The sequence below is a fragment of the Paraburkholderia phenazinium genome, from assembly GCF_900100735.1.
In the GTDB taxonomy this organism is placed as follows: Bacteria; Pseudomonadota; Gammaproteobacteria; order Burkholderiales; family Burkholderiaceae; genus Paraburkholderia; species Paraburkholderia phenazinia.
The window spans coordinates 404,037-421,764 of the sequence record NZ_FNCJ01000005.1 but is presented as its reverse complement, the minus strand read 5'-3'; the positions used below and the strand labels follow the sequence as shown (position 1 = coordinate 421,764).

14 protein-coding genes are annotated in these 17,728 nt (G+C 65.9%); 11 read left to right on the top strand and 3 right to left on the bottom strand.

What is annotated here, in order from left to right; translation table 11 throughout:
* Positions 1-186: 186 nt before the first annotated feature.
* The 8 genes from fusA to BLQ92_RS14630 all read left to right on the top strand — a co-directional run bounded on the left by fusA (position 187) and on the right by BLQ92_RS14630 (position 11,017).
* Positions 187-2,292 carry an elongation factor G gene (gene fusA, locus BLQ92_RS14665; protein WP_090685220.1) on the top strand — a complete coding sequence of 702 codons (2,106 nt, stop codon included), beginning with the start codon at positions 187-189 and terminating at the stop codon, positions 2,290-2,292.
* A 65-nt stretch (positions 2,293-2,357) separates the two neighbouring features.
* Complete coding sequence (locus tag BLQ92_RS14660; protein WP_090685219.1) at positions 2,358-2,900, top strand: cupin domain-containing protein; 543 nt, start codon at positions 2,358-2,360, stop codon at positions 2,898-2,900.
* A gap of 298 nt (positions 2,901-3,198) precedes the next feature.
* On the top strand, positions 3,199-4,863 hold the full coding sequence (locus BLQ92_RS14655) for an ABC transporter substrate-binding protein (protein WP_090685218.1): 1,665 nt from the start codon (positions 3,199-3,201) through the stop codon (positions 4,861-4,863).
* Positions 4,864-4,900: 37 nt separating this feature from the next.
* Positions 4,901-5,911 (top strand): ABC transporter permease, encoded by a 1,011-nt coding sequence (locus BLQ92_RS14650; RefSeq protein WP_090685217.1) that lies wholly within the window; start codon positions 4,901-4,903, stop codon positions 5,909-5,911.
* Positions 5,908-6,771, top strand: a complete 864-nt coding sequence (locus tag BLQ92_RS14645; protein WP_090685215.1) for an ABC transporter permease — start codon at positions 5,908-5,910, stop codon at positions 6,769-6,771. The genes BLQ92_RS14650 and BLQ92_RS14645 overlap by 4 nt, the downstream gene beginning before the upstream one ends.
* On the top strand, positions 6,768-8,909 hold the full coding sequence (locus BLQ92_RS14640) for an ABC transporter ATP-binding protein (protein ID WP_090685213.1): 2,142 nt from the start codon (positions 6,768-6,770) through the stop codon (positions 8,907-8,909). Before BLQ92_RS14645 ends, BLQ92_RS14640 begins: the two co-directional genes overlap by 4 nt.
* A 517-nt stretch (positions 8,910-9,426) precedes the next feature.
* Entirely contained in the window at positions 9,427-10,302 is an 876-nt protein-coding gene (locus BLQ92_RS39975; RefSeq protein ID WP_090685211.1) for a hypothetical protein, read from the top strand.
* Between the two features lie 250 nt (positions 10,303-10,552).
* Complete coding sequence (locus tag BLQ92_RS14630; RefSeq protein WP_090685210.1) at positions 10,553-11,017, top strand: hypothetical protein; 465 nt, start codon at positions 10,553-10,555, stop codon at positions 11,015-11,017.
* 94 nt (positions 11,018-11,111) lie between these two features.
* Here BLQ92_RS14630 and BLQ92_RS14625 read toward each other — a convergent pair whose 3' ends face one another.
* Positions 11,112-11,957 carry an aldo/keto reductase gene (locus BLQ92_RS14625; protein WP_090685209.1) on the bottom strand — a complete coding sequence of 282 codons (846 nt, stop codon included), beginning with the start codon at positions 11,955-11,957 and terminating at the stop codon, positions 11,112-11,114.
* Positions 11,958-12,151: 194 nt separating this feature from the next.
* Between BLQ92_RS14625 and BLQ92_RS14620 the strand changes: the two genes are divergently transcribed.
* Positions 12,152-12,898, top strand: coding sequence for a GntR family transcriptional regulator (locus BLQ92_RS14620; protein ID WP_090685207.1), 747 nt, complete (start codon positions 12,152-12,154; stop codon positions 12,896-12,898).
* 15 nt (positions 12,899-12,913) lie between these two features.
* Here BLQ92_RS14620 and BLQ92_RS14615 read toward each other — a convergent pair whose 3' ends face one another.
* Positions 12,914-14,308, bottom strand: coding sequence for a CoA transferase (locus tag BLQ92_RS14615; RefSeq protein ID WP_090685206.1), 1,395 nt, complete (start codon positions 14,306-14,308; stop codon positions 12,914-12,916).
* 131 nt (positions 14,309-14,439) lie between these two features.
* On the opposite strand from BLQ92_RS14615, the gene BLQ92_RS14610 reads away from it, so the two are divergent.
* A complete protein-coding gene (locus BLQ92_RS14610) occupies positions 14,440-15,669 on the top strand; it encodes a citrate synthase family protein (protein WP_090685205.1) in 1,230 nt (409 codons plus the stop codon).
* A gap of 55 nt (positions 15,670-15,724) precedes the next feature.
* On the opposite strand, the gene BLQ92_RS14605 is transcribed toward BLQ92_RS14610, so the two are convergent.
* Positions 15,725-16,045, bottom strand: coding sequence for a DUF2917 domain-containing protein (locus tag BLQ92_RS14605; protein WP_090685204.1), 321 nt, complete (start codon positions 16,043-16,045; stop codon positions 15,725-15,727).
* A 173-nt stretch (positions 16,046-16,218) separates the two neighbouring features.
* Here BLQ92_RS14605 and BLQ92_RS14600 point away from each other — a divergent pair, with 173 nt between their 5' ends.
* Positions 16,219-17,628 (top strand): aminotransferase-like domain-containing protein, encoded by a 1,410-nt coding sequence (locus BLQ92_RS14600; protein ID WP_090685203.1) that lies wholly within the window; start codon positions 16,219-16,221, stop codon positions 17,626-17,628.
* The last annotated feature ends 100 nt before the right edge of the window (positions 17,629-17,728 follow it).

Genomic DNA, 17,728 nt, shown 5'->3' with positions numbered 1-17,728 from the left:
CTCCCGCAAAGCCGGTGCCTTGTCAAGGTCACCGGCTTTTTTGCATTGGGCGGACGCTGGCAAGATTCCTGCAAAAGCCCTTGCGACGCGCTATGCTAGTAGTCTTATCGCAGCACCGAGTTCGTCCGGGCGGCGTCGTGCGCCGCCCGACGCCCACCACCGGCGCGCCAATCCAAGGAGGTTCACGTGCCCCGCAAGACTCCCATCGAGCGCTACCGGAATATCGGCATTAGCGCTCACATCGATGCCGGCAAAACCACCACCACCGAACGCATCCTGTTCTACACCGGCGTGACTCACAAGATCGGTGAAGTTCACGACGGTGCGGCGACGATGGACTGGATGGAGCAGGAGCAGGAGCGCGGCATCACGATCACATCGGCTGCCACGACTGCTTTCTGGAAAGGCATGGCCGGCAATTATCCGGAACACCGCATCAACATCATCGACACCCCGGGCCACGTCGACTTCACAATTGAAGTCGAGCGCTCGATGCGCGTGCTCGACGGCGCCTGCATGGTGTACGACTCGGTCGGCGGCGTGCAGCCGCAGTCCGAAACGGTGTGGCGCCAGGCGAACAAATACAAGGTGCCGCGCATTGCGTTCGTCAACAAGATGGACCGCGTCGGCGCGGACTTCTTCCGCGTGCAGCGGCAGATCGGCGATCGCCTGAAGGGCATCGCGGTACCGATCCAGATTCCGGTCGGTGCGGAAGATCATTTCCAGGGCGTGGTCGACCTCGTCAAGATGAAGGCCATCTACTGGGACGAAGAGAACCAGGGCATCAAGTTCGAGTATCGGGACATCCCGGCGGAACTCGCAGCTACCGCGAAGGAATGGCACGACAAGATGGTCGAGGCCGCCGCCGAAGCGAGCGAGGAACTGCTCGACAAATACCTGCACGGCGGGACGCTGAGCGAAGAGGAAATCAAGCACGGCATTCGGGTGCGCACCATCGCCAACGAGATCGTGCCGATGCTGTGCGGCAGCGCGTTCAAGAACAAGGGCGTGCAGGCGATGCTCGACGCGGTGATCGACTATCTGCCGTCGCCGCTCGATATCCCTGCTATCACCGGTCACGACGAGCACGACAACGAAATCGAGCGTCATCCGCGCGACGACGATCCGTTCTCCTCGCTCGCCTTCAAGATCATGACCGACCCGTTCGTCGGCCAGCTGATTTTCTTCCGCGTGTATTCGGGCGTGGTGAATTCGGGCGATACCGTCTACAACGCGACCAAGGAAAAGAAGGAACGCCTTGGCCGGATCCTGCAGATGCATGCGAACGAGCGCAAGGAAATCAAGGAAGTCTACGCGGGCGACATTGCCGCGGCGGTCGGCCTGAAAGAAGCGACCACGGGCGACACGCTGTGCGATCCGAACCACGTGATCATCCTTGAAAAGATGATCTTCCCGGAACCGGTGATTTCGCAGGCCGTCGAGCCGAAGACCAAGGTCGACCAGGAAAAGATGGGCATTGCGCTCAATCGTCTGGCCCAGGAAGACCCGTCGTTCCGCGTGCAAACAGATGAAGAATCCGGCCAGACCATCATCTCCGGGATGGGCGAGCTGCACCTGGAAATTCTGGTTGACCGCATGAAGCGCGAGTTCGGCGTCGAGGCGACCGTCGGCAAGCCGCAGGTTGCCTACCGCGAAACGGTGCGCAACAAGGTTGAGGATGTCGAAGGCAAGTTCGTCAAGCAGTCGGGCGGGCGTGGCCAGTACGGTCACGCAGTCATCACGCTGGAGCCGGCGCCGCAGGGCAAGGGCTACGAATTCGTCGACGCGATCAAGGGCGGCGTGATTCCGCGTGAATACATCCCGGCAGTCGACAAGGGCATTATCGAAACGCTGAAGGCCGGCGTGCTGGCGGGCTATCCGGTGGTGGACGTGAAGGTGACGCTGACCTTCGGTTCGTACCACGACGTGGACTCGAACGAAAACGCCTTCCGTATGGCTGGTTCGATGGCGTTCAAGGAAGCCATGCGCAAGGCCAAACCGGTCTTGCTCGAGCCGATGATGGCCGTCGAAGTGGAAACGCCCGAAGACTTCATGGGCAACGTGATGGGCGATCTGTCGAGCCGTCGCGGCATGGTGCAAGGCATGGAAGACATCGCCGGCGGTGGCGGCAAGCTGGTGCGCGCCGAAGTGCCGCTCGCGGAGATGTTCGGCTATTCCACCTCGCTGCGTTCGGCAACGCAAGGCCGTGCGACCTATACGATGGAGTTCAAGCACTACGCTGAAACGCCGTCGAACGTCGCCGAAGCCGTGATCAACGCCAAGCAGAAGTAAGCGCTGAAGCTGGGCGCAGAGCAAAGCCCGTCCCGGTTGGACGGGCTTTTTTTTGGAGACACCCCATGAGCCACGACCATCCCCACGACCCCGACCACGCTCACGATCACTCGCCTGAGGCTGAACCCGATGCAGCGCCCGCGCCGGTCGACTGGCGCGAACACGGCGTCAAGGTCATCCGCGGCGATCAGCTCGACACCAACACCGCACAAACCCCCGGCATGAACCGCGCCGCCGCGATCAACGCGGCGCGCGTCGGTGCGCAGAAGATCTGGGCCGGCACCGTGACGATCCATCCGAATGCGAAGACCGGCGCGCATCATCACGGCGCGCTCGAAAGCGTTATCTATGTGGTGCGCGGCCAGGCGCGCATGCGCTGGGGCGAGCACCTCGAATTCACAGCCGAAGCCGGTCCCGGCGACTTCATCTTCGTGCCGCCCTATGTGCCGCATCAAGAGATCAACGCCAGCACCGACGACCCGCTCGAATGCGTGCTAGTGCGCAGCGACAACGAAGCGGTCGTGGTGAATCTGAACATCGACGCCGTGGAAGCACCCGAAACCGTGTTCTGGGTCGATCCGATCCACAAGCATCCGCACGAGCACTAGATCCGGCCTGCCGGCCGCAGGCCGGTAAAGATGTCGCCGTGGCAGCGGTTCTTCTGCCAGGGCATCGGCAACAGTGATACGGCTCGGCGCTTGCGGCAGGCGGCTGGGCGGCCCGCCGTTGTCTGGGCGATACAGGTTGACCCGTTTAAGCGCCCCAGGCCGCCTCGCGGCCGCTGCAGGCGTTCCGAATCCCCAGGCAATCGCTTACACTGAAACCGCTTTTCGTCATCGCAATACCGTCGCCCCTGCCGCGCGCAAACCGCGCAGCACCCATCAGAACGGACAGGACACCCCATCGATGAAGACTCCCGCGGACCGACTCCTCGCGCTCGAAACGGCACGCCGCAGCGCCGATCAGTATGGCAATCACGCGCTCGACGAATTCCTCGCCGGCCGCCTGTCGCGCCGCGAGCTGCTGCGCTACGCCAGCGTGATCGGCCTCTCGCTTGCCGGCGGCGGCCTGTTCGCCGCACCGCAAGCGCGGGCACAAGGTACGGCCGGAGCCGCGAATGCGACCATTCGCGTCGCCCACCTGACGCCGGCCGGCGCAATCGACCCGCTCACGGTCACTGACGCCGGCGGCCTCGCGCTGCTGGTTCAGAGCGGCGAATTCCTGATCAACGACGACGGCGAGCATCTGGTGCTGAAGCCGGCACTCGCGCTGTCGTGGAAGCCGAATGACAAGGGCGACGTCTGGACCTTCAAGCTGCGCCCGAACGTGAAGTTCAGTGACGGCCAGCCCTTCACCGCCAAGGACGTGGTCGCCACCTTCGACCGCCTCGCCGATCCGGCGAGCGGCTCGGCGGCGCTCTCCGTGTTGAAGGGCGTGCTGTCCAAGGGCGGCACCCAGGCTGTCGACGATCACACGGTCGCCTTCCATCTCGACGCGCCGAACGGCAACTTCCCGTACTACGTTTCCTCGGACAATTACAACGCCATCGTGCTGCCGGCGAACTACGCAGGCAACTACGAAAAGACCTTTATCGGCACCGGGCCGTTCAAGCTCGAGAAGTACACGCCGAAGGTAGGCGCCTCGTTCGTACGCAATCCCGACTACTGGGGCGAAAAAGCGTTACCGCAACGCGTGCAGTTCTCGTTCTACGCCGATGAGCAAGCCCAGATCCTCGCACTGCAAGGACGCCAGGCCGACGTGATGGGCACGTTCACCGTACAGGGCGGCTCGGGCATCATGAATAACCCCGAGTTCAAGACGATGGGCGTAAAGTCGAGCGCGCACCGCCAGATCCATATGCGCAACGACGATCCGCTGTTCAAGGACAAGCGCGTGCGCCAGGCCATGGCGCTTTCGCTCGACCGCGATGTGATCGTGCGCGGCCTGTTTCGCGGCAAGGCGCAACTCGGCAACGACAGCCCGTTCGCACCCGTGTTTCCGTCCTCGGATGCGGGTGTTGCGCAACGCAAGATCGACATTGCCAAGGCGAAGCAACTGCTCGCACAGGCGGGTGTCGCCAATGGCTTCGACGTGACGCTCACCACCGAAAAGTACATGGAGATTCCCGATCTCGCCGTGGTCGTGCAGAACGCGGCGAAGGCGATCGGCGTACGGGTGAATCTGAAAGTGGAAAGCCAGTCGCTGTACTACGGCGCGGGCACGCCTGGCAAGTCGGACTGGCTGGATTCGCCGCTCGGCATCACCGACTACGGCCATCGTGGTGTGCCGAACGTGTTCCTGAACGCACCGTTGACGAGCACCGGCACGTGGAACGCGGCGCACTTCAAGAATCCGCAGTACGACCAACTGGTCGCGCAGTTTGTCGCTGCGGTCGATATCGCCTCGCAGCGCAAGCTCTCCGGCCAGATCCAGACGCTGTTGCTCGATGAAACGCCGGTGATCATTCCGTTCTTCTACGATCAACTGATCGCCATGCGTGCTGGCGTCAACGGCATGCGCTTTACGGCGCTGGCGCAGTTGTACTTCGATCGCGTCACGCTCAGCGCTTAAGCGCCCGAGCACCCGAAACGTCCGCTTCGAATCGACCATGTCCACCGCGCTCACGCCCTCCCCCCCTCACGTTGCCAGCGGCAACGCGGGACGGGTCGCGCGTTTTCTGGCGACGCGTTTCGCGCTGTCCTTGATCACGCTGTGGCTGCTCTCGGTGATCGTGTTCGCGGGCGGCCAGTTGCTGCCGGGCGATATCGGCCGCTCGGTTCTCGGCCCGCTCGCCGATGCGCGCGCCGTCGCTGCGCTCAATCATCAGCTCGGCGCGGACCGGCCGCTGTTGACCCAATACGTCGAGTGGATCACGCATTTCGTGCGCGGCGATATGGGGCTGTCGTACGCGTATCGCGAACCCGTTGGACCGTTTATCGCCGATGCGCTGGCGCACTCGGCAAAGCTCGGCGTGCTGGCGTTCATCGTCGTGGTGCCCTTGGGTATCGCCGGCGGTGTGTGGGCCGCCATGCACGCGGGGCGTTGGCTCGATCGCACCATCAGCATCGCCGGTTTGTCGGCGACGGTAGTGCCGGAATTCGTCTCGTCGATCGCATTGATCCTGATCTTCGGCGTGTGGCTGCGCTGGCTGCCGATCGAAGCGTCGTATCCGCCCGAGGCCGGCGTACTCGAACAACTCAAGCATCTGATCCTGCCGGTGCTGCCGCTCGTGCTGGTGTTCTTCGGCTACATCGCACGCATGGCGCGCGCCGGCACCGTCGAGGCGCTCGACGCCGATTACACGCGCACCGCCATTCTCAAGGGCTTGCCGCGACGTGTCGTGATCTGGCGGCATGTGTTGCGCAATGCGCTGCTGCCCACCATCACGGTTGCCGCCACCCAACTCGGTTACATGATCGGCGGCCTCGTCGTGGTGGAGACGCTGTTTCACTATCAGGGCATCGGCTCGCTGATCTATAACGCGGCCAAGGCGAAGGACTTTCCGATGCTCGAGGCCGGGGTGCTGACGATCGGTGTCGTGTACACGGTGGCGAATCTCGCGGCCGACGCGCTGCAAGTGCTGCTCAACCCGCGCCTGCGCGTGAGGAGCGGCGAATGAGCACGATCGTTCCAGCCACTCCTCAAACGCACGAACCCCGCTTCGATCAGTTGCGCGTATTGCTGCGCTCGCCCACCTTCGTGGTCGGCGTGGTGATCGTGCTGTGGTGGGTGGTCTGCGCGATTGCCGGAACGTGGATCGCGCCGCTCGACGCCTATGCCTCCGATCCGCTCAATTCGCTGATGCCGCCCGACCATACGCACTGGTTCGGCACCGATCAGCTCGGCCGCGATGTGTTCTCGCGCGTGATCGTCGGCGCGCGCGACATTCTCACCATCGCACCGCTCGCCACGCTGCTCGGCACCGTGGCGGGCACCGCTCTCGGCCTCGTGGTCGGCTACTTCGAAGGCTGGGTCGACAACGTGGTGGGACGCGCGATCGACGCAGTCCTCGCGCTGCCGCTCGTGATCGTCGCCCTGCTCGCGCTGGCCGCTGTGGGCGCGTCGAACTTCACCGTGATTCTGGTGATCGGCATCACCTTCACGCCGATCACGGCACGCACGGTGCGCGCCGCGGTATTCGCCGAACGCCATCTCGACTACGTCGCCGCGGCGCAACTGCGCGGCGAACGCGCGCCCTACATCATGTTTGCGGAGATCCTGCCGAACGTGCTGCCGCCCATCATCGTCGAAGCCACGGTGCGCCTCGGCTATGCGATCTTCGCGGTGGCCACGCTGTCGTTTCTCGGCTTCGGCATCCAGCCGCCATCGGCGGATTGGGGCCTGGCCTTGTCCGAGTCGTACACGCTGATGGCCGGCGGCGCCTGGTGGACTGTCGTGTTCGACGCCACCGCCATCGCTTCGCTAGTGGTGGGCGTGAATCTGATCGCCGATAGCGTACAAGGCGTGCTCGACCGATGAACGGCCCGCCTCCCGCCTCGTTCCCCGCCTTCGACGTCTCGAAGAGCGACCGCACCGACGCGCTGACAGTGGTCGGCCTCACGGTCACCTACCGGATTCGCGGGCGCGACCGCGAAGTCCTGCACGACGTATCGTTCCGCGTGCGGCGTGGCGAGGCGTATGGCCTCGTGGGCGAATCGGGTTGCGGCAAGTCGACCGTGGCGATGGCGACCTTGCGCTACCTGCCGCGCAACGGCAAGGTCAAGGCCGGCAAGATCCTGATTGCCGGACAGGACGTGCAGGCGCTCGACGCCGACGCGTTGCGCACGATGCGCGCCACCGCGATTTCGATGGTCTACCAGGACCCAGGGCGAGCGCTCAATCCTTCGATGACGATTGCGCGCCAGGTCGCCGAGGCCTTCGAAGCGGCCGGCGCCAGCCGCAGCGAGGCGCTCGCGCGCACGCTGGAGATGCTGCAGCGCGTGCGCATTTCAGCCCCGGAACGGGTGATGGATAGCTATCCTCATCAGTTGTCGGGGGGCATGCAGCAACGCGTCGTGATCGCGATGGCGCTCGCGTCGAACCCTGCCTTGCTGATTCTCGACGAACCCACCACCGGACTCGACGCCACGGTCGAGGCCGAAGTGCTGGATCTCGTCGCGCAGTTGCGCAAGGAACTCGGCACCGCCGTGCTCTTCATCAGCCACAACCTCGCGGTGATCGGGCGCATGTGCGAGCGCGTCGGCGTGCTGTATGCGGGCAAGCTGGTGGAAGAAGGCGCAACCGAGGACGTGTTCGCACGGCCGCGCCACCCCTACACGGTCGGCTTGCTGCGCTGCCTGCCGACCTCCGGCCGCAGCAAGGAGCACGAACGGCTCGACACGATCGCGGGGCAATTGCCCGCGCCCGGCTCGGTGACGCAGGGCTGCATCTACGCAGACCGCTGCCGTCTCGCCGACGAGCGCTGCCGGCGCGAGGCTCCGCCGCCGCATCGCGTCGCCGGGGCGCATGGCGATCAGATGTCGCGCTGCCACTATCACGAACGCGCCATGGAATTGCCGCGCACCAGCACCGAAGCGCCCACACCGCGCAGCGGCGCTGATGGCGCTTCGCCTGCCGATGCCGCAGCGCCTAGCGCGCTCGTGCTGCGCGCCGAACGGGTCTCGAAGACCTTCCACGTAAGCGGCGTCGCGCTGCGGGCGGTCGACGACGTCTCGCTCGATCTGGCGAGCGGCGAAACACTCGGCCTCGTGGGCGAATCGGGCAGCGGCAAGACAACGCTCGCCAAACTGATGCTCGGCCTGCTCTCGCCGGACGCCGGCAGTGTCCTCGAACTCGACGGCGCACCGCTGCCGGCGCGCGTGACGAGCCGCAACGACGAGCAGGTCAAATCGCTGCAGATCGTATTCCAGAACCCGGACTCGGCACTCAACCGCTCGCACTCGGTGAAGCGGCTGATCGGCCGGGCGCTGTCGCGGCTCGCCGCGTTGCGCGGAACCGCGCAGGACGAACGGCTCGCGGCGCTGGCCGCCGCGGTGCGCTTGCCGGATCGCTATCTCGGCGCCCGCACGCGGCAATTGTCGGGCGGCCTCAAGCAGCGTGTCGCGATTGCCCGCGCCTTCGCCGGCGAACCGCGCGTGGTGGTCTGCGACGAGCCAACCTCTGCACTCGACGTCTCGGTGCAGGCCTCGATCCTCAACCTGCTTGCCGATCTGCAGCGCGAACGCGGCGTGAGCTACGTGTTCATCTCGCACGATCTGCACGTGGTGCGCTACCTGTCCGATCGCATCGCCGTGCTGTACCTCGGACGACTGCTCGAAATCGGCCCGGCCGCCGCCGTCTTCGACGGCCCGCACCATCCCTACACCGAGGCGCTATTGTCTTCTGCGCCCGCGCTCGGCGAACCTGCGCGCGGCGAGCGCATCCGCCTGTCCGGCGAAATGCCGAGTGCAGCCGCGCCGCCTTCAGGCTGCGTGTTCCACACGCGCTGCCCACGCAAGCTGGGTGCTGTCTGCGAAGAGCAGGACCCGCCCTTCGCCGAGGCGGGCGATGGTCATCGGATTCGCTGCCACATCCCCATCGAAGACCTGCGCACGCTGCAGGGCGTGAAGTGCGCCGCCCACAGCGAGGCCGCCGGCGACGCGCCGCACGAGGCTTGATTCGGCGTCGGGCCGCACACACGCGAACCCGCTGCGCACGTTTCATGTGCGAAACGTTTTCCGTCGATTCGCCGCGCGCCACATCCGGGCCGTCACACAGATGCCACATTGGACGGGCCTTTGCGGCCAATGGCATGGATATCGCTATAGAAGAAGCGGTATCCGGCCCGCGTTGAGCGATCCAGCCGCGTGCACGCAGCGTCGCACTGACCTCCATACGAATGGACCAGCACGACCCCCTGCGCACCGTCGACATCGCGCGCGGCCTACGCGCGGGCAACCGACGCGTCCGCCATCTCGCGTGAGGGAGGGGGAATCAATCACACGAGCCGGAGCCACGAAGGATCGGCAAAACGGTGACACCGTTTCGCGCACATCGCGTGCATTAGAGAGGCACGCGGCGCGCAGAGCGAACTCGGGGAAGCGATGAGGCCCGCGGCTCGACAGGCCCATTGCGGAAAGCATAGCTTGAGAGACGACGGCGGCGAGGCGCTGGCGTTTCCTCGGGAGAGAAGTCATGAAAACCACAATATTAGATAAGTACTGCTACGGGATTGTCAGAGGGTTTGCAGTCGTGGCTGCTGGCGTGGGGTTGCTGGCGACGCAGGGCGCTTATGCGGCGCCCACTGATGATGGCGTGAGGCTGGCGGTTGCAGCGGGTGCTCCGTTGCCCGCCAGCGGTGCGTCTGCGGCGACCCAGCTCGCGCAGGACGACGAGTCGGCAACCAGCCCCGCTGCTTACGCAGCCACTGCGGCTGACGATGCAGCGGCGATCTTCCAGATTCAGGAATGCCGCGGCGACAACTCAGGAAACTGCGTGACACATCCGCGTGGCGGTACCGGCAGCGCGAGCGCTGGTGCGAACGCCAGCGGCGGAACCGGGCCAAGCGGGGTAGGAGCCGATACGGGCACCGGGCCAAGCGGCGGGGCCAGTCCCGGTGCTGGTGGCTCGAGCGCTAATGGGAAGGGCGGTGGAAGTGGTAGCGGCGGCGGCAACGGCGGTGGTAACGGCGGTGGTGGCAACGGCGGTGGCAACGGCGGTGGCAACGGTGGTGGTAACGGCGGCGGAAACGGCGGCGGAAACGGCGGTGGTAACGGCGGCGGCAACGGTGGTGGTAACGGTGGTGGTAACGGCGGTGGTAACGGCGGTGGTAACGGCGGTGGTAACGGCGGTGGTAACGGCGGTGGTAATGGCGGTGGCCCTGGCGGCAGTGGCCCCGGCGGCGGTAGCAGCGGTTGCGGTTGCGGCAGTGGTCCTGCCGGCGGTTTTGGCGGTGGCTTCGGTGGTGGCTTCGGCGGAGGCCTTGGCGGCGGCTTCGGCAACGGCGGCCACGGAGGCAAGGGTGGAAGCGGCAGTGGCGGCGGTAACGGCAACGGCGGTAATGGGCATTAGACCCAGGGGGACGGCGCCCCCGAGCCGTTCCCTCCCCCGCGTGTCGTGCCCCGTCGCGGCGGCCCCTCCCGGCAAGCGTCGGCGGTGGCGTCTCGATCCCCCGGTCGAGCGTCACCGCCAAAGCCGGGACCCGCAGCAGCAGCAGCACATCTGGGTCAAGAGAAGTACAGCAATGCCCCTATCCAGCAGGAACCAAACAGCATCAATGCCCTCATATCAGATTCAACGTTCGATATGAGGGCACCACAACATGCAACCAAACGTCCCCCGCACCGCAGCGCGAGCAGCCACCGGCCTGCTAATGGCAGCAGCATTCGGCTTCGCCACGCTGGCACACGCACAGACTGCTGACCAGCAGGCTCAACAGCAGGCCCAGGCACAGGCCGCCCCTCCCGTCGATCCCTCCTTCTCCGCCTGGTCGCTGATGCAGGTCTGCAAGCAGAAGGCCGATAACGTGGCGCAAGGTGAATGTGTCGGCGCGATACGCGGCATTATCCATGGCTATCAATACGGCGTGCTGTTCCTCGGCCAGCGCGCCTCGCTGCCGGCCAACGAAACCCAGCGCGTCTCGCTGTGTCTGCGTAACGTTCAGGTGTCCTCGATCGTCGACGACTTTGTCGGCGATGCTGCTCAGGTGAGCGAAGAGTCGCTCAGGCGCACGCACGCCGAGGTCGCGGTGCTCGGCTCAGTCCACTCGCATCACGCCTGCAACTGAGCGCCGCGGCGCGCTCAAGACGGCACCCGGCGCGCGCCATGCAACCCGGCCGCGTCGGCGCTTGAAGCATGACAACAGCAGTAACCGCCGCCGCTCAAAGCATCTCGAGCGGCCGCTTGCTGCGCGGCGCTCTGAAGTAGGCATCGATAGCCGCGCAGTCGTCGGCACTCAGGTGCAGTTCTAACGCTCGATGGTTGTCGCGCACATGCTCGATGCGCCCCGCTTTCGGAATCGCGAACACGCCCGGCTGCCGCAACGCCCACGCCAACGCCACCTGAAACACCGAGACACCACGCGCATCGGCAATGTCGTCGAGCGGCGAGCGTTTCGGCAAGCGAGCGTGATCCACCGGGCTGTATGCCATGGCCGGCATGTTCCGCGCCGCAAGCCAAGGCAACAGATCGAACTCCGGCCCGCGCCGCACGACGTTATACAGAATCTGATTGGTCGCGCAGGCCTCGCCGCCCGGCGTCGAGATCAGTTCTTCCATATCCTCGGTGTCGAAATTGCTGACGCCCCAGTGGCGAATCTTGCCGGCCCGGCGCAGGGCTTCGAAGCCTTCAACCGTATCTTCCAGCGGCACCGAACCGCGCCAATGCAGCAGGTACAGATCGAGCCGGTCGGTCTTCAGGCGTTTCAGGCTCTTTTCGCAGGCCGCCTGCACGCCGCGGCGGCTGGCGTTGTGGGGATACACCTTGCTGACGAGAAACACACGCTCGCGCAAGCCAGCGAGCGCCTCGCCGAGCAGGGTTTCCGTGGCGCCGTCGCCGTACATCTCGGCGGTATCGATCAGCGTCATGCCAAGTTCGACGCCAGCGCGCAACGCCGCGATTTCGGCGGCGCGCCGCGCGGGTTGCTCGCCCATCTCCCAGGTGCCCTGACCCAGCTTCGGGATGCGCTCGCCGTCGGGCAAGCTCACAGTGGCGATGCCGGTCGTCATGTTTTCTTCCTTCGGTTGTGGAGGGCCGTGTACGGATAGCCGCTTACGGACAGCCGCTCGCGGACCCCGCATGGCCGGTTGCGCTGCCAGTTTATCCCCAGCAGCAGGGCGAAATCGCCCTCCAGGCAAAAGCCCGCTATAACACGGCGCGCCAATGTCATAGAATTGCCGCTTGCCCTTCTTGCGTCTGCCACATGAACTCTGCCTCGGAAGACCGCTGGCGCGACCTGCGCCCGGACCCGGAAAACGATACGCCGCTTTATCTGCAACTCGCTCGCAAGCTCGGCAACGCGATTCATGAAAACCGCTGGAACGCAGGCGAGGCGCTGCCGTCCGAGCGGGTGCTGTCGGACGCGCTCGGCGTCTCGCGGATCACCGCACGCAAGGCGATCGCGCTGCTGGTCGAACAGGGTTTGATCCGCCGCACTCAGGGCGCAGGCAGCTTCATTACGCCGCGCTATGAAGACCCGCTCTCGCGCCTGTCGAGCTTCAGCGAAATGCTGCGGCGGCGTGGTTTCAGTCCGAGTTCGCAATGGCTTTCGCGCGAGATCGTGCCCGCCAATCGCGACGAAGTGATTCAACTGGGATTGTCGCCGGCCGCCGCGGTCACGCGCCTGCGGCGTCTGCGCCTCGCGGACGGCATCGTGATGGCGGTTGAGAACTCGACCTTCCCGGCCGCGGTGATTCCCGATCCGCAGGCCATCGGCGATTCGCTCTACAGCTACCTCGAACAGCGCGGCCTCGGGATCGTGCGCGCCCTGCAGCACTTTCGCGCCGTCAACGCGAGCGACGAGATCGCACAGCAGATGAGCATTGCGCCCAACGAGGCGCTACTGCTGATCACGCGCGTCGGCTATACGGCCGATCAGCGCGCGATCGAGTTGACCGATACCTATTGCCGCAACGATTACTACGACTTCGTCGCCGAGTTGCGCAAGTAACGAGGTGGGGCCGCGTCAACTCTCCCAGCATGCCTCGTCCGTGCCGATCGGCGCCGGCGGGCGGCCATAAAACGGCGGCGTCTCCGACAGGCGCTCGGCGGGCAAGGTCCCGCGCACCCGGCCAAACGGTGAAGCGACCGTCTCCATGCAATCCTGGACGTCCTCGGCCCGAACCTCCGGTACACGCCAGCCGTCCTCGATCTGCCCCATCGATTGCAGCCAGCGCCCAGTCTGCGCCAGCGACAGCCGCACGTGCCAGCTTCCACCTTCGGTAGCCCGCCGCGCCAGCGCGACCATCGCGCCGAACGCGGCCAGATAGCCGGTGGCATGATCGAGCGCCTGACACGGCAGATGCTTTGGCCCGTCGCTCTGCGCCGCACGGCTCTCGGTCCAGGCAATGCCGCTCGCGGACTGCACCAGACTGTCGAAGCCGCGCCGCTGCGCCCACGGTCCCGCGTGGCTATACGCGGAAATCGACACGTACACGATCCCAGGCCGCACCTGGGCTAACGCTTCAGGTGCAAAACCGCGCGCGGCGAGCGCCCCCGGCCGGTAAGCCTGCAGAAACACGTCGGCGTCGCCCACCAGCGCACGCAGGTGGGCGACGCCGGCCGCGTCGCGCAGATCGAGCGTGGCGGAGCGCTTGCCGCGCCCGTTGTCGATCACGAGCGGCGCGATATTCGGTAAATGCGGGCCGTTGATCAGCAGCACCTGGGCGCCGTGCTGCGCCAGCGCGCGCCCCGCCACCGGCCCCGCAATGATGCGCGACAGATCCAGCACCCGCGCGCCGGCCAACGGCCGGTCCGCGCCGCCGCGTCCGGCGGGCTCGGGAGGCGCGTCGCCGATGCGGGTGATCTCGAACAGCGGCAAATTGGCAATCGCCTGCGCCTGTTCGAGCGCCGCCCATTCGCGCGGCGAGCGGATCAGCGCGGCGCACAGTCCCGCGTCGGCGAGCGTCTGATCGAGCACCGCGCCATCCCAGCCGCGAATCGCCTCGGCCACCGCGGTGGGATCGTTGGCACAACCCAGCACCTTGAGGATGCCGGCCAGATGATGCGGGAAATTGGTGTGCAACTGGATCCAGCGGCCATCGCGCGTCGCATAGAAGCCCATCACCGGATCGCGCAAGGCGGGCGGCGGGCCGTCGTCGATGCGCAGATAGCGCTCGCTGCGAAACGCCGCCAGCGCGCGCCGCGCATCCACCTCGACGCGTTGCCGGCAACCGGTGCGCAGGCGGAAGCATTCGGCGGCGGCCAGGCCCACGGCGGCAGTCGTGGCCGTGGCGAGGGTGCCGACCCGGTAGACGGAGGGCAGACCGGGATCGTCGCCGCTCAGCGTGACGGCGTCGAGCGCGGCGGCATCGCAGCCGGCCGCGGTCCAGAGATGATCGAGGGCGAGATGAGGTGTCATGTCGAGCGCAGTGAAGTTGGGGGAACTGAGCTGAGTCTAGAATTTCACCTTCACACGATCAATCTTGATTAATATAATCAATATATATTGATTTGTCCGGCTTTCTCGCGCCTTTATACCTCCTCATACCCATGTCCACCCACCTCACCGCGACCGAAGCCGCCGCCCTGCTCGGCATCAGCGTCCCAACCCTGTACGCCTATGTGAGCCGCGGCATGCTGCAATCGTCGCCGGATGCGCATGGCAAGCACCGGCTCTACAACGCAGCCGAAGTGCGGCGGCTCGCACGCCGCAAGGCCGACGGCAAACGCGCCGGCAAGGTGGCGCAGAAGGTGCTCGACTGGGGCGTGCCGGTGCTCGAATCGTCGATCACCTTGATCGCAGACGGCCGCCTGCTGTACCGGGGGCATGACGCGGTCGAACTGGCACGCACGGCGTCGCTGGAAGACGCGGCGGCGCTATTGTGGGAATGCAGCCCGCGGCGGCTCGCCGAGGCGCCGCCGGTGCCGATCGGCACAGCGCAGTGGGCCGCATGGCTGAAATTGTGGAGCGACAGCACGCCACTCGACCGGGCGCTGGTGCTGCTGCCGGCCGCCGCCGCGCAAATGCCGCGCGTCTGGGCGCAAGGCCGCGATGCGCAACTCGATACGGCTTGCGCCGTCATGCGCCTGCTGGCCGCGGCGATGATCTCCGCGGCGCCGTCGAACGAACCGCTGCACCGGCAGCTTGCTGCCGCGTGGGGCATCCGCAACCGGCAGCAGATGGGCGTGCTGCGCGCGGCGCTAGTGGCCTGTGCGGATCATGAACTGAACGCGTCGACCTTCACAGTGCGCTGTATCACCTCGACCGGCACCCACCTGTTCGGCGCCGTGGCGGGAGGTCTCGCGGCCTTGTCGGGGCCGCGTCATGGCGGCGAGACCGTGCGCGTCGCCGCGTTGCTCGACGAAGCGGCCCGCGCGCCCGATCTCGACCGTTTCCTGGCCACCCGTCTTGCCCGCGATGAACATGGCGGCTACGGCGCGATTCTGTCGGGCTTCGGGCATACGCTCTATCCGCAGGGCGATCCACGGACGCGCATGTTGCTGGAGTTGCTGACCGAATGCGCACCGGCGCGCTCGGCAATGGGCGAGATCCATGCACTGGCTCGTGCCGTGCGCGAGACGAGCGGCGTGGAGCCGACGCTCGACTATGCGCTCGCGGCCATCGAACGAGTGTTGGATTTGCCCGCCGGCGCCGGCTTTACGCTGTTTGCGGTGGGCCGCGTGGTGGGCTGGATCGCGCACGCGATGGAGCAAGCGGCGGACGGCCGTCTGATCCGTCCGCGAGCGCGTTACGTTGGGGAGTACGAGGCGGATCGCTGACCGCGCCCGCCGGCACAGGCCGCCTCGCCGCAGAGAGATGCCAAGCGCGCGTCCCTCAGATGGTCTGCAGCCAGCGCGGCACCCAGTTCCGCGCCGAGCGCCGCGCCGCCTCAGCCACAGGCCGCCCCAGCGCACCCGCGGCATCGCTCGCAAAAGCAAGCACCAGCCGGGTACCGCCCTGCCCGGCGCTCACCCACACCCGAGCACCGCGCTTCAGTTCGAAGGTCTCGCCCGAAGCGAGCCAGTAATCGCGCAGGTCACCCTCCACGGTCAGCCAGACCTGTCCCGCCATGACCTGCAAAGTGAGCGGCTGCGCGACACGCCAGGCGGCTGCCGGCTCGCCGTGATCGAGTTCGAAAGTACGGATTTCACGCATCGCTCTACTCCTTGGAAGCTTTTGCTGGTTGACTAATTATTGCCGTGCGATGATGTAAACCCCATGCACACTTCCAGACAGTTTCTACGGAACTGTGCAGTCGAAAAACCTGACAGTTTCCGACATGCCGCTTCCTAGGCACCGGTTCGCAGGCGTCTAAAGCGCGAGACCTTATGAAACTCGACATCGAACTCGACCGCGAAAACGGCGTGCCGCTCACCGAGCAGATCGTCAGCGGCGTCACCGCGTGGATCCGCTCGCGGGCCGCCCATCCGGGCGCGAAGCTGCCGTCGATCCGCCAGTTTTCGGCCGACTACGGCGTGAGCCGCTTTCCCGTGATCGAGGCGTACGACCGGCTGGTCTCGCTCGGCTATCTCGACTCGCGCCACGGCTCGGGCTTTTACGTCGCCGAGCGGCATCGCAACGCGAGCGACCCGCAGTGCACCTCGGACCCGCGCCGCGCCGAGGAAGTGGTGGAGCACATCCTGCAGCAGTTCAATCACCCCGGCGAATCGCTCAAGCTCGGCAGCGGCTTTATCCCGGAAGCGTGGCGCGACATGGACAGCCTTGGCCACGCGATTCGCCACGTGTCGCGGACGGACCCCGCGAGCCTCGTCGACTACGCCACCCAGCTCGGCAATCTGACCTTGCGCGAGCATCTGCAAAGCCGCCTCGGGCAGCTCGGTATCGAAGCCGACCCCTCGCAGATCCTCATCACCAACGGCGCGAGCCAGGGGCTCGACCTGCTGATGCGCTTCATGCTGAAAGCCGGCGACACGATGTTCGTCGAGGACCCCGGCTACTACAACCTCTACGGCTTGCTGAAGCTGCATGGCGTCAAGCTGGTCGGCATTCCGCGTACCCGTACCGGCCCGGATCTCGAGGTGCTGCAGGCGCAGCTGCGCCTGCACCGGCCCAAGCTGTTCTTCATCAACACGCTGTTCCACAATCCGACCGGCACCACGGTGTCACCCCCCGTGGCGTTCCGGCTGCTGCAGCTCGCCCGCGAGCACGACTTCCGCATCATCGAAGACGACATCTACGCCGACTTCCAGACCGATGTCAGCGACCGCCTCGCCACCCTCGACCAGCTCGAGCACGTGATCTACGTGGGCGGCCTGTCGAAGACGATGTCGTCGTCGCTGCGGATCGGCTTCGTGGTCGCCAGTCACACGATCATCAAGACTCTCGCCGACATCAAGATGCTCACCAGCATCGGCGGCTCGCGCTTCGCCGAAGCGGTCGCGGTCGCCATGCTCGAACGCGGCGCCTACCGCAAGTATCTGGAGCGGTTGCGGCGCCGCATGCGCGATGCGCTCGGCGCCTCGGTCCAAGCGCTCGAGGCGAGCGGCTGGGAGGTCTTCGAAGCGCCGCAGGGCGGCAAGTTCGTATGGGCCCGGGTGCCGCATATCGAGGACTCGACCCGGCTCGTCGAATGCGGCGCGCCGCTCGGCGTGACGGTCGCGCCGGGCAGCTATTTCCGGCCGAACGGTGAAGTGAGCCCGTGGATCCGCATCAACGCCGCCTATACGAGCGATCCGCGCGCCCAGCAATTTTTCGACGCAGCAGCGCGGCTTCGATAAGCGATGCTAGCTCGCGACGCGGCCTCGCGATGCACGCCACGCCGAACCAGGCCGCATAATCAGGCTGCACAATCAGGCCGCATAATCAGGCCACACAGCC

Excerpts from the sequence above, each read along its gene's own strand:
- BLQ92_RS14660 (WP_090685219.1), top strand. The coding sequence starts at position 2,358 with ATGAGCCACGACCATCCCCACGACCCCGACCACGCTCACGATCACTCG.
- BLQ92_RS14655 (WP_090685218.1), top strand. The coding sequence starts at position 3,199 with ATGAAGACTCCCGCGGACCGACTCCTCGCGCTCGAAACGGCACGCCGC.
- BLQ92_RS14650 (WP_090685217.1), top strand. The coding sequence starts at position 4,901 with ATGTCCACCGCGCTCACGCCCTCCCCCCCTCACGTTGCCAGCGGCAAC.
- BLQ92_RS14645 (WP_090685215.1), top strand. The coding sequence starts at position 5,908 with ATGAGCACGATCGTTCCAGCCACTCCTCAAACGCACGAACCCCGCTTC.
- BLQ92_RS14640 (WP_090685213.1), top strand. The coding sequence starts at position 6,768 with ATGAACGGCCCGCCTCCCGCCTCGTTCCCCGCCTTCGACGTCTCGAAG.
- BLQ92_RS39975 (WP_090685211.1), top strand. The coding sequence starts at position 9,427 with ATGAAAACCACAATATTAGATAAGTACTGCTACGGGATTGTCAGAGGG.
- BLQ92_RS14630 (WP_090685210.1), top strand. The coding sequence starts at position 10,553 with ATGCAACCAAACGTCCCCCGCACCGCAGCGCGAGCAGCCACCGGCCTG.
- BLQ92_RS14625 (WP_090685209.1), bottom strand. The coding sequence starts at position 11,957 with ATGACGACCGGCATCGCCACTGTGAGCTTGCCCGACGGCGAGCGCATC.
- BLQ92_RS14620 (WP_090685207.1), top strand. The coding sequence starts at position 12,152 with ATGAACTCTGCCTCGGAAGACCGCTGGCGCGACCTGCGCCCGGACCCG.
- BLQ92_RS14615 (WP_090685206.1), bottom strand. The coding sequence starts at position 14,308 with ATGACACCTCATCTCGCCCTCGATCATCTCTGGACCGCGGCCGGCTGC.
- BLQ92_RS14610 (WP_090685205.1), top strand. The coding sequence starts at position 14,440 with ATGTCCACCCACCTCACCGCGACCGAAGCCGCCGCCCTGCTCGGCATC.
- BLQ92_RS14605 (WP_090685204.1), bottom strand. The coding sequence starts at position 16,045 with ATGCGTGAAATCCGTACTTTCGAACTCGATCACGGCGAGCCGGCAGCC.
- BLQ92_RS14600 (WP_090685203.1), top strand. The coding sequence starts at position 16,219 with ATGAAACTCGACATCGAACTCGACCGCGAAAACGGCGTGCCGCTCACC.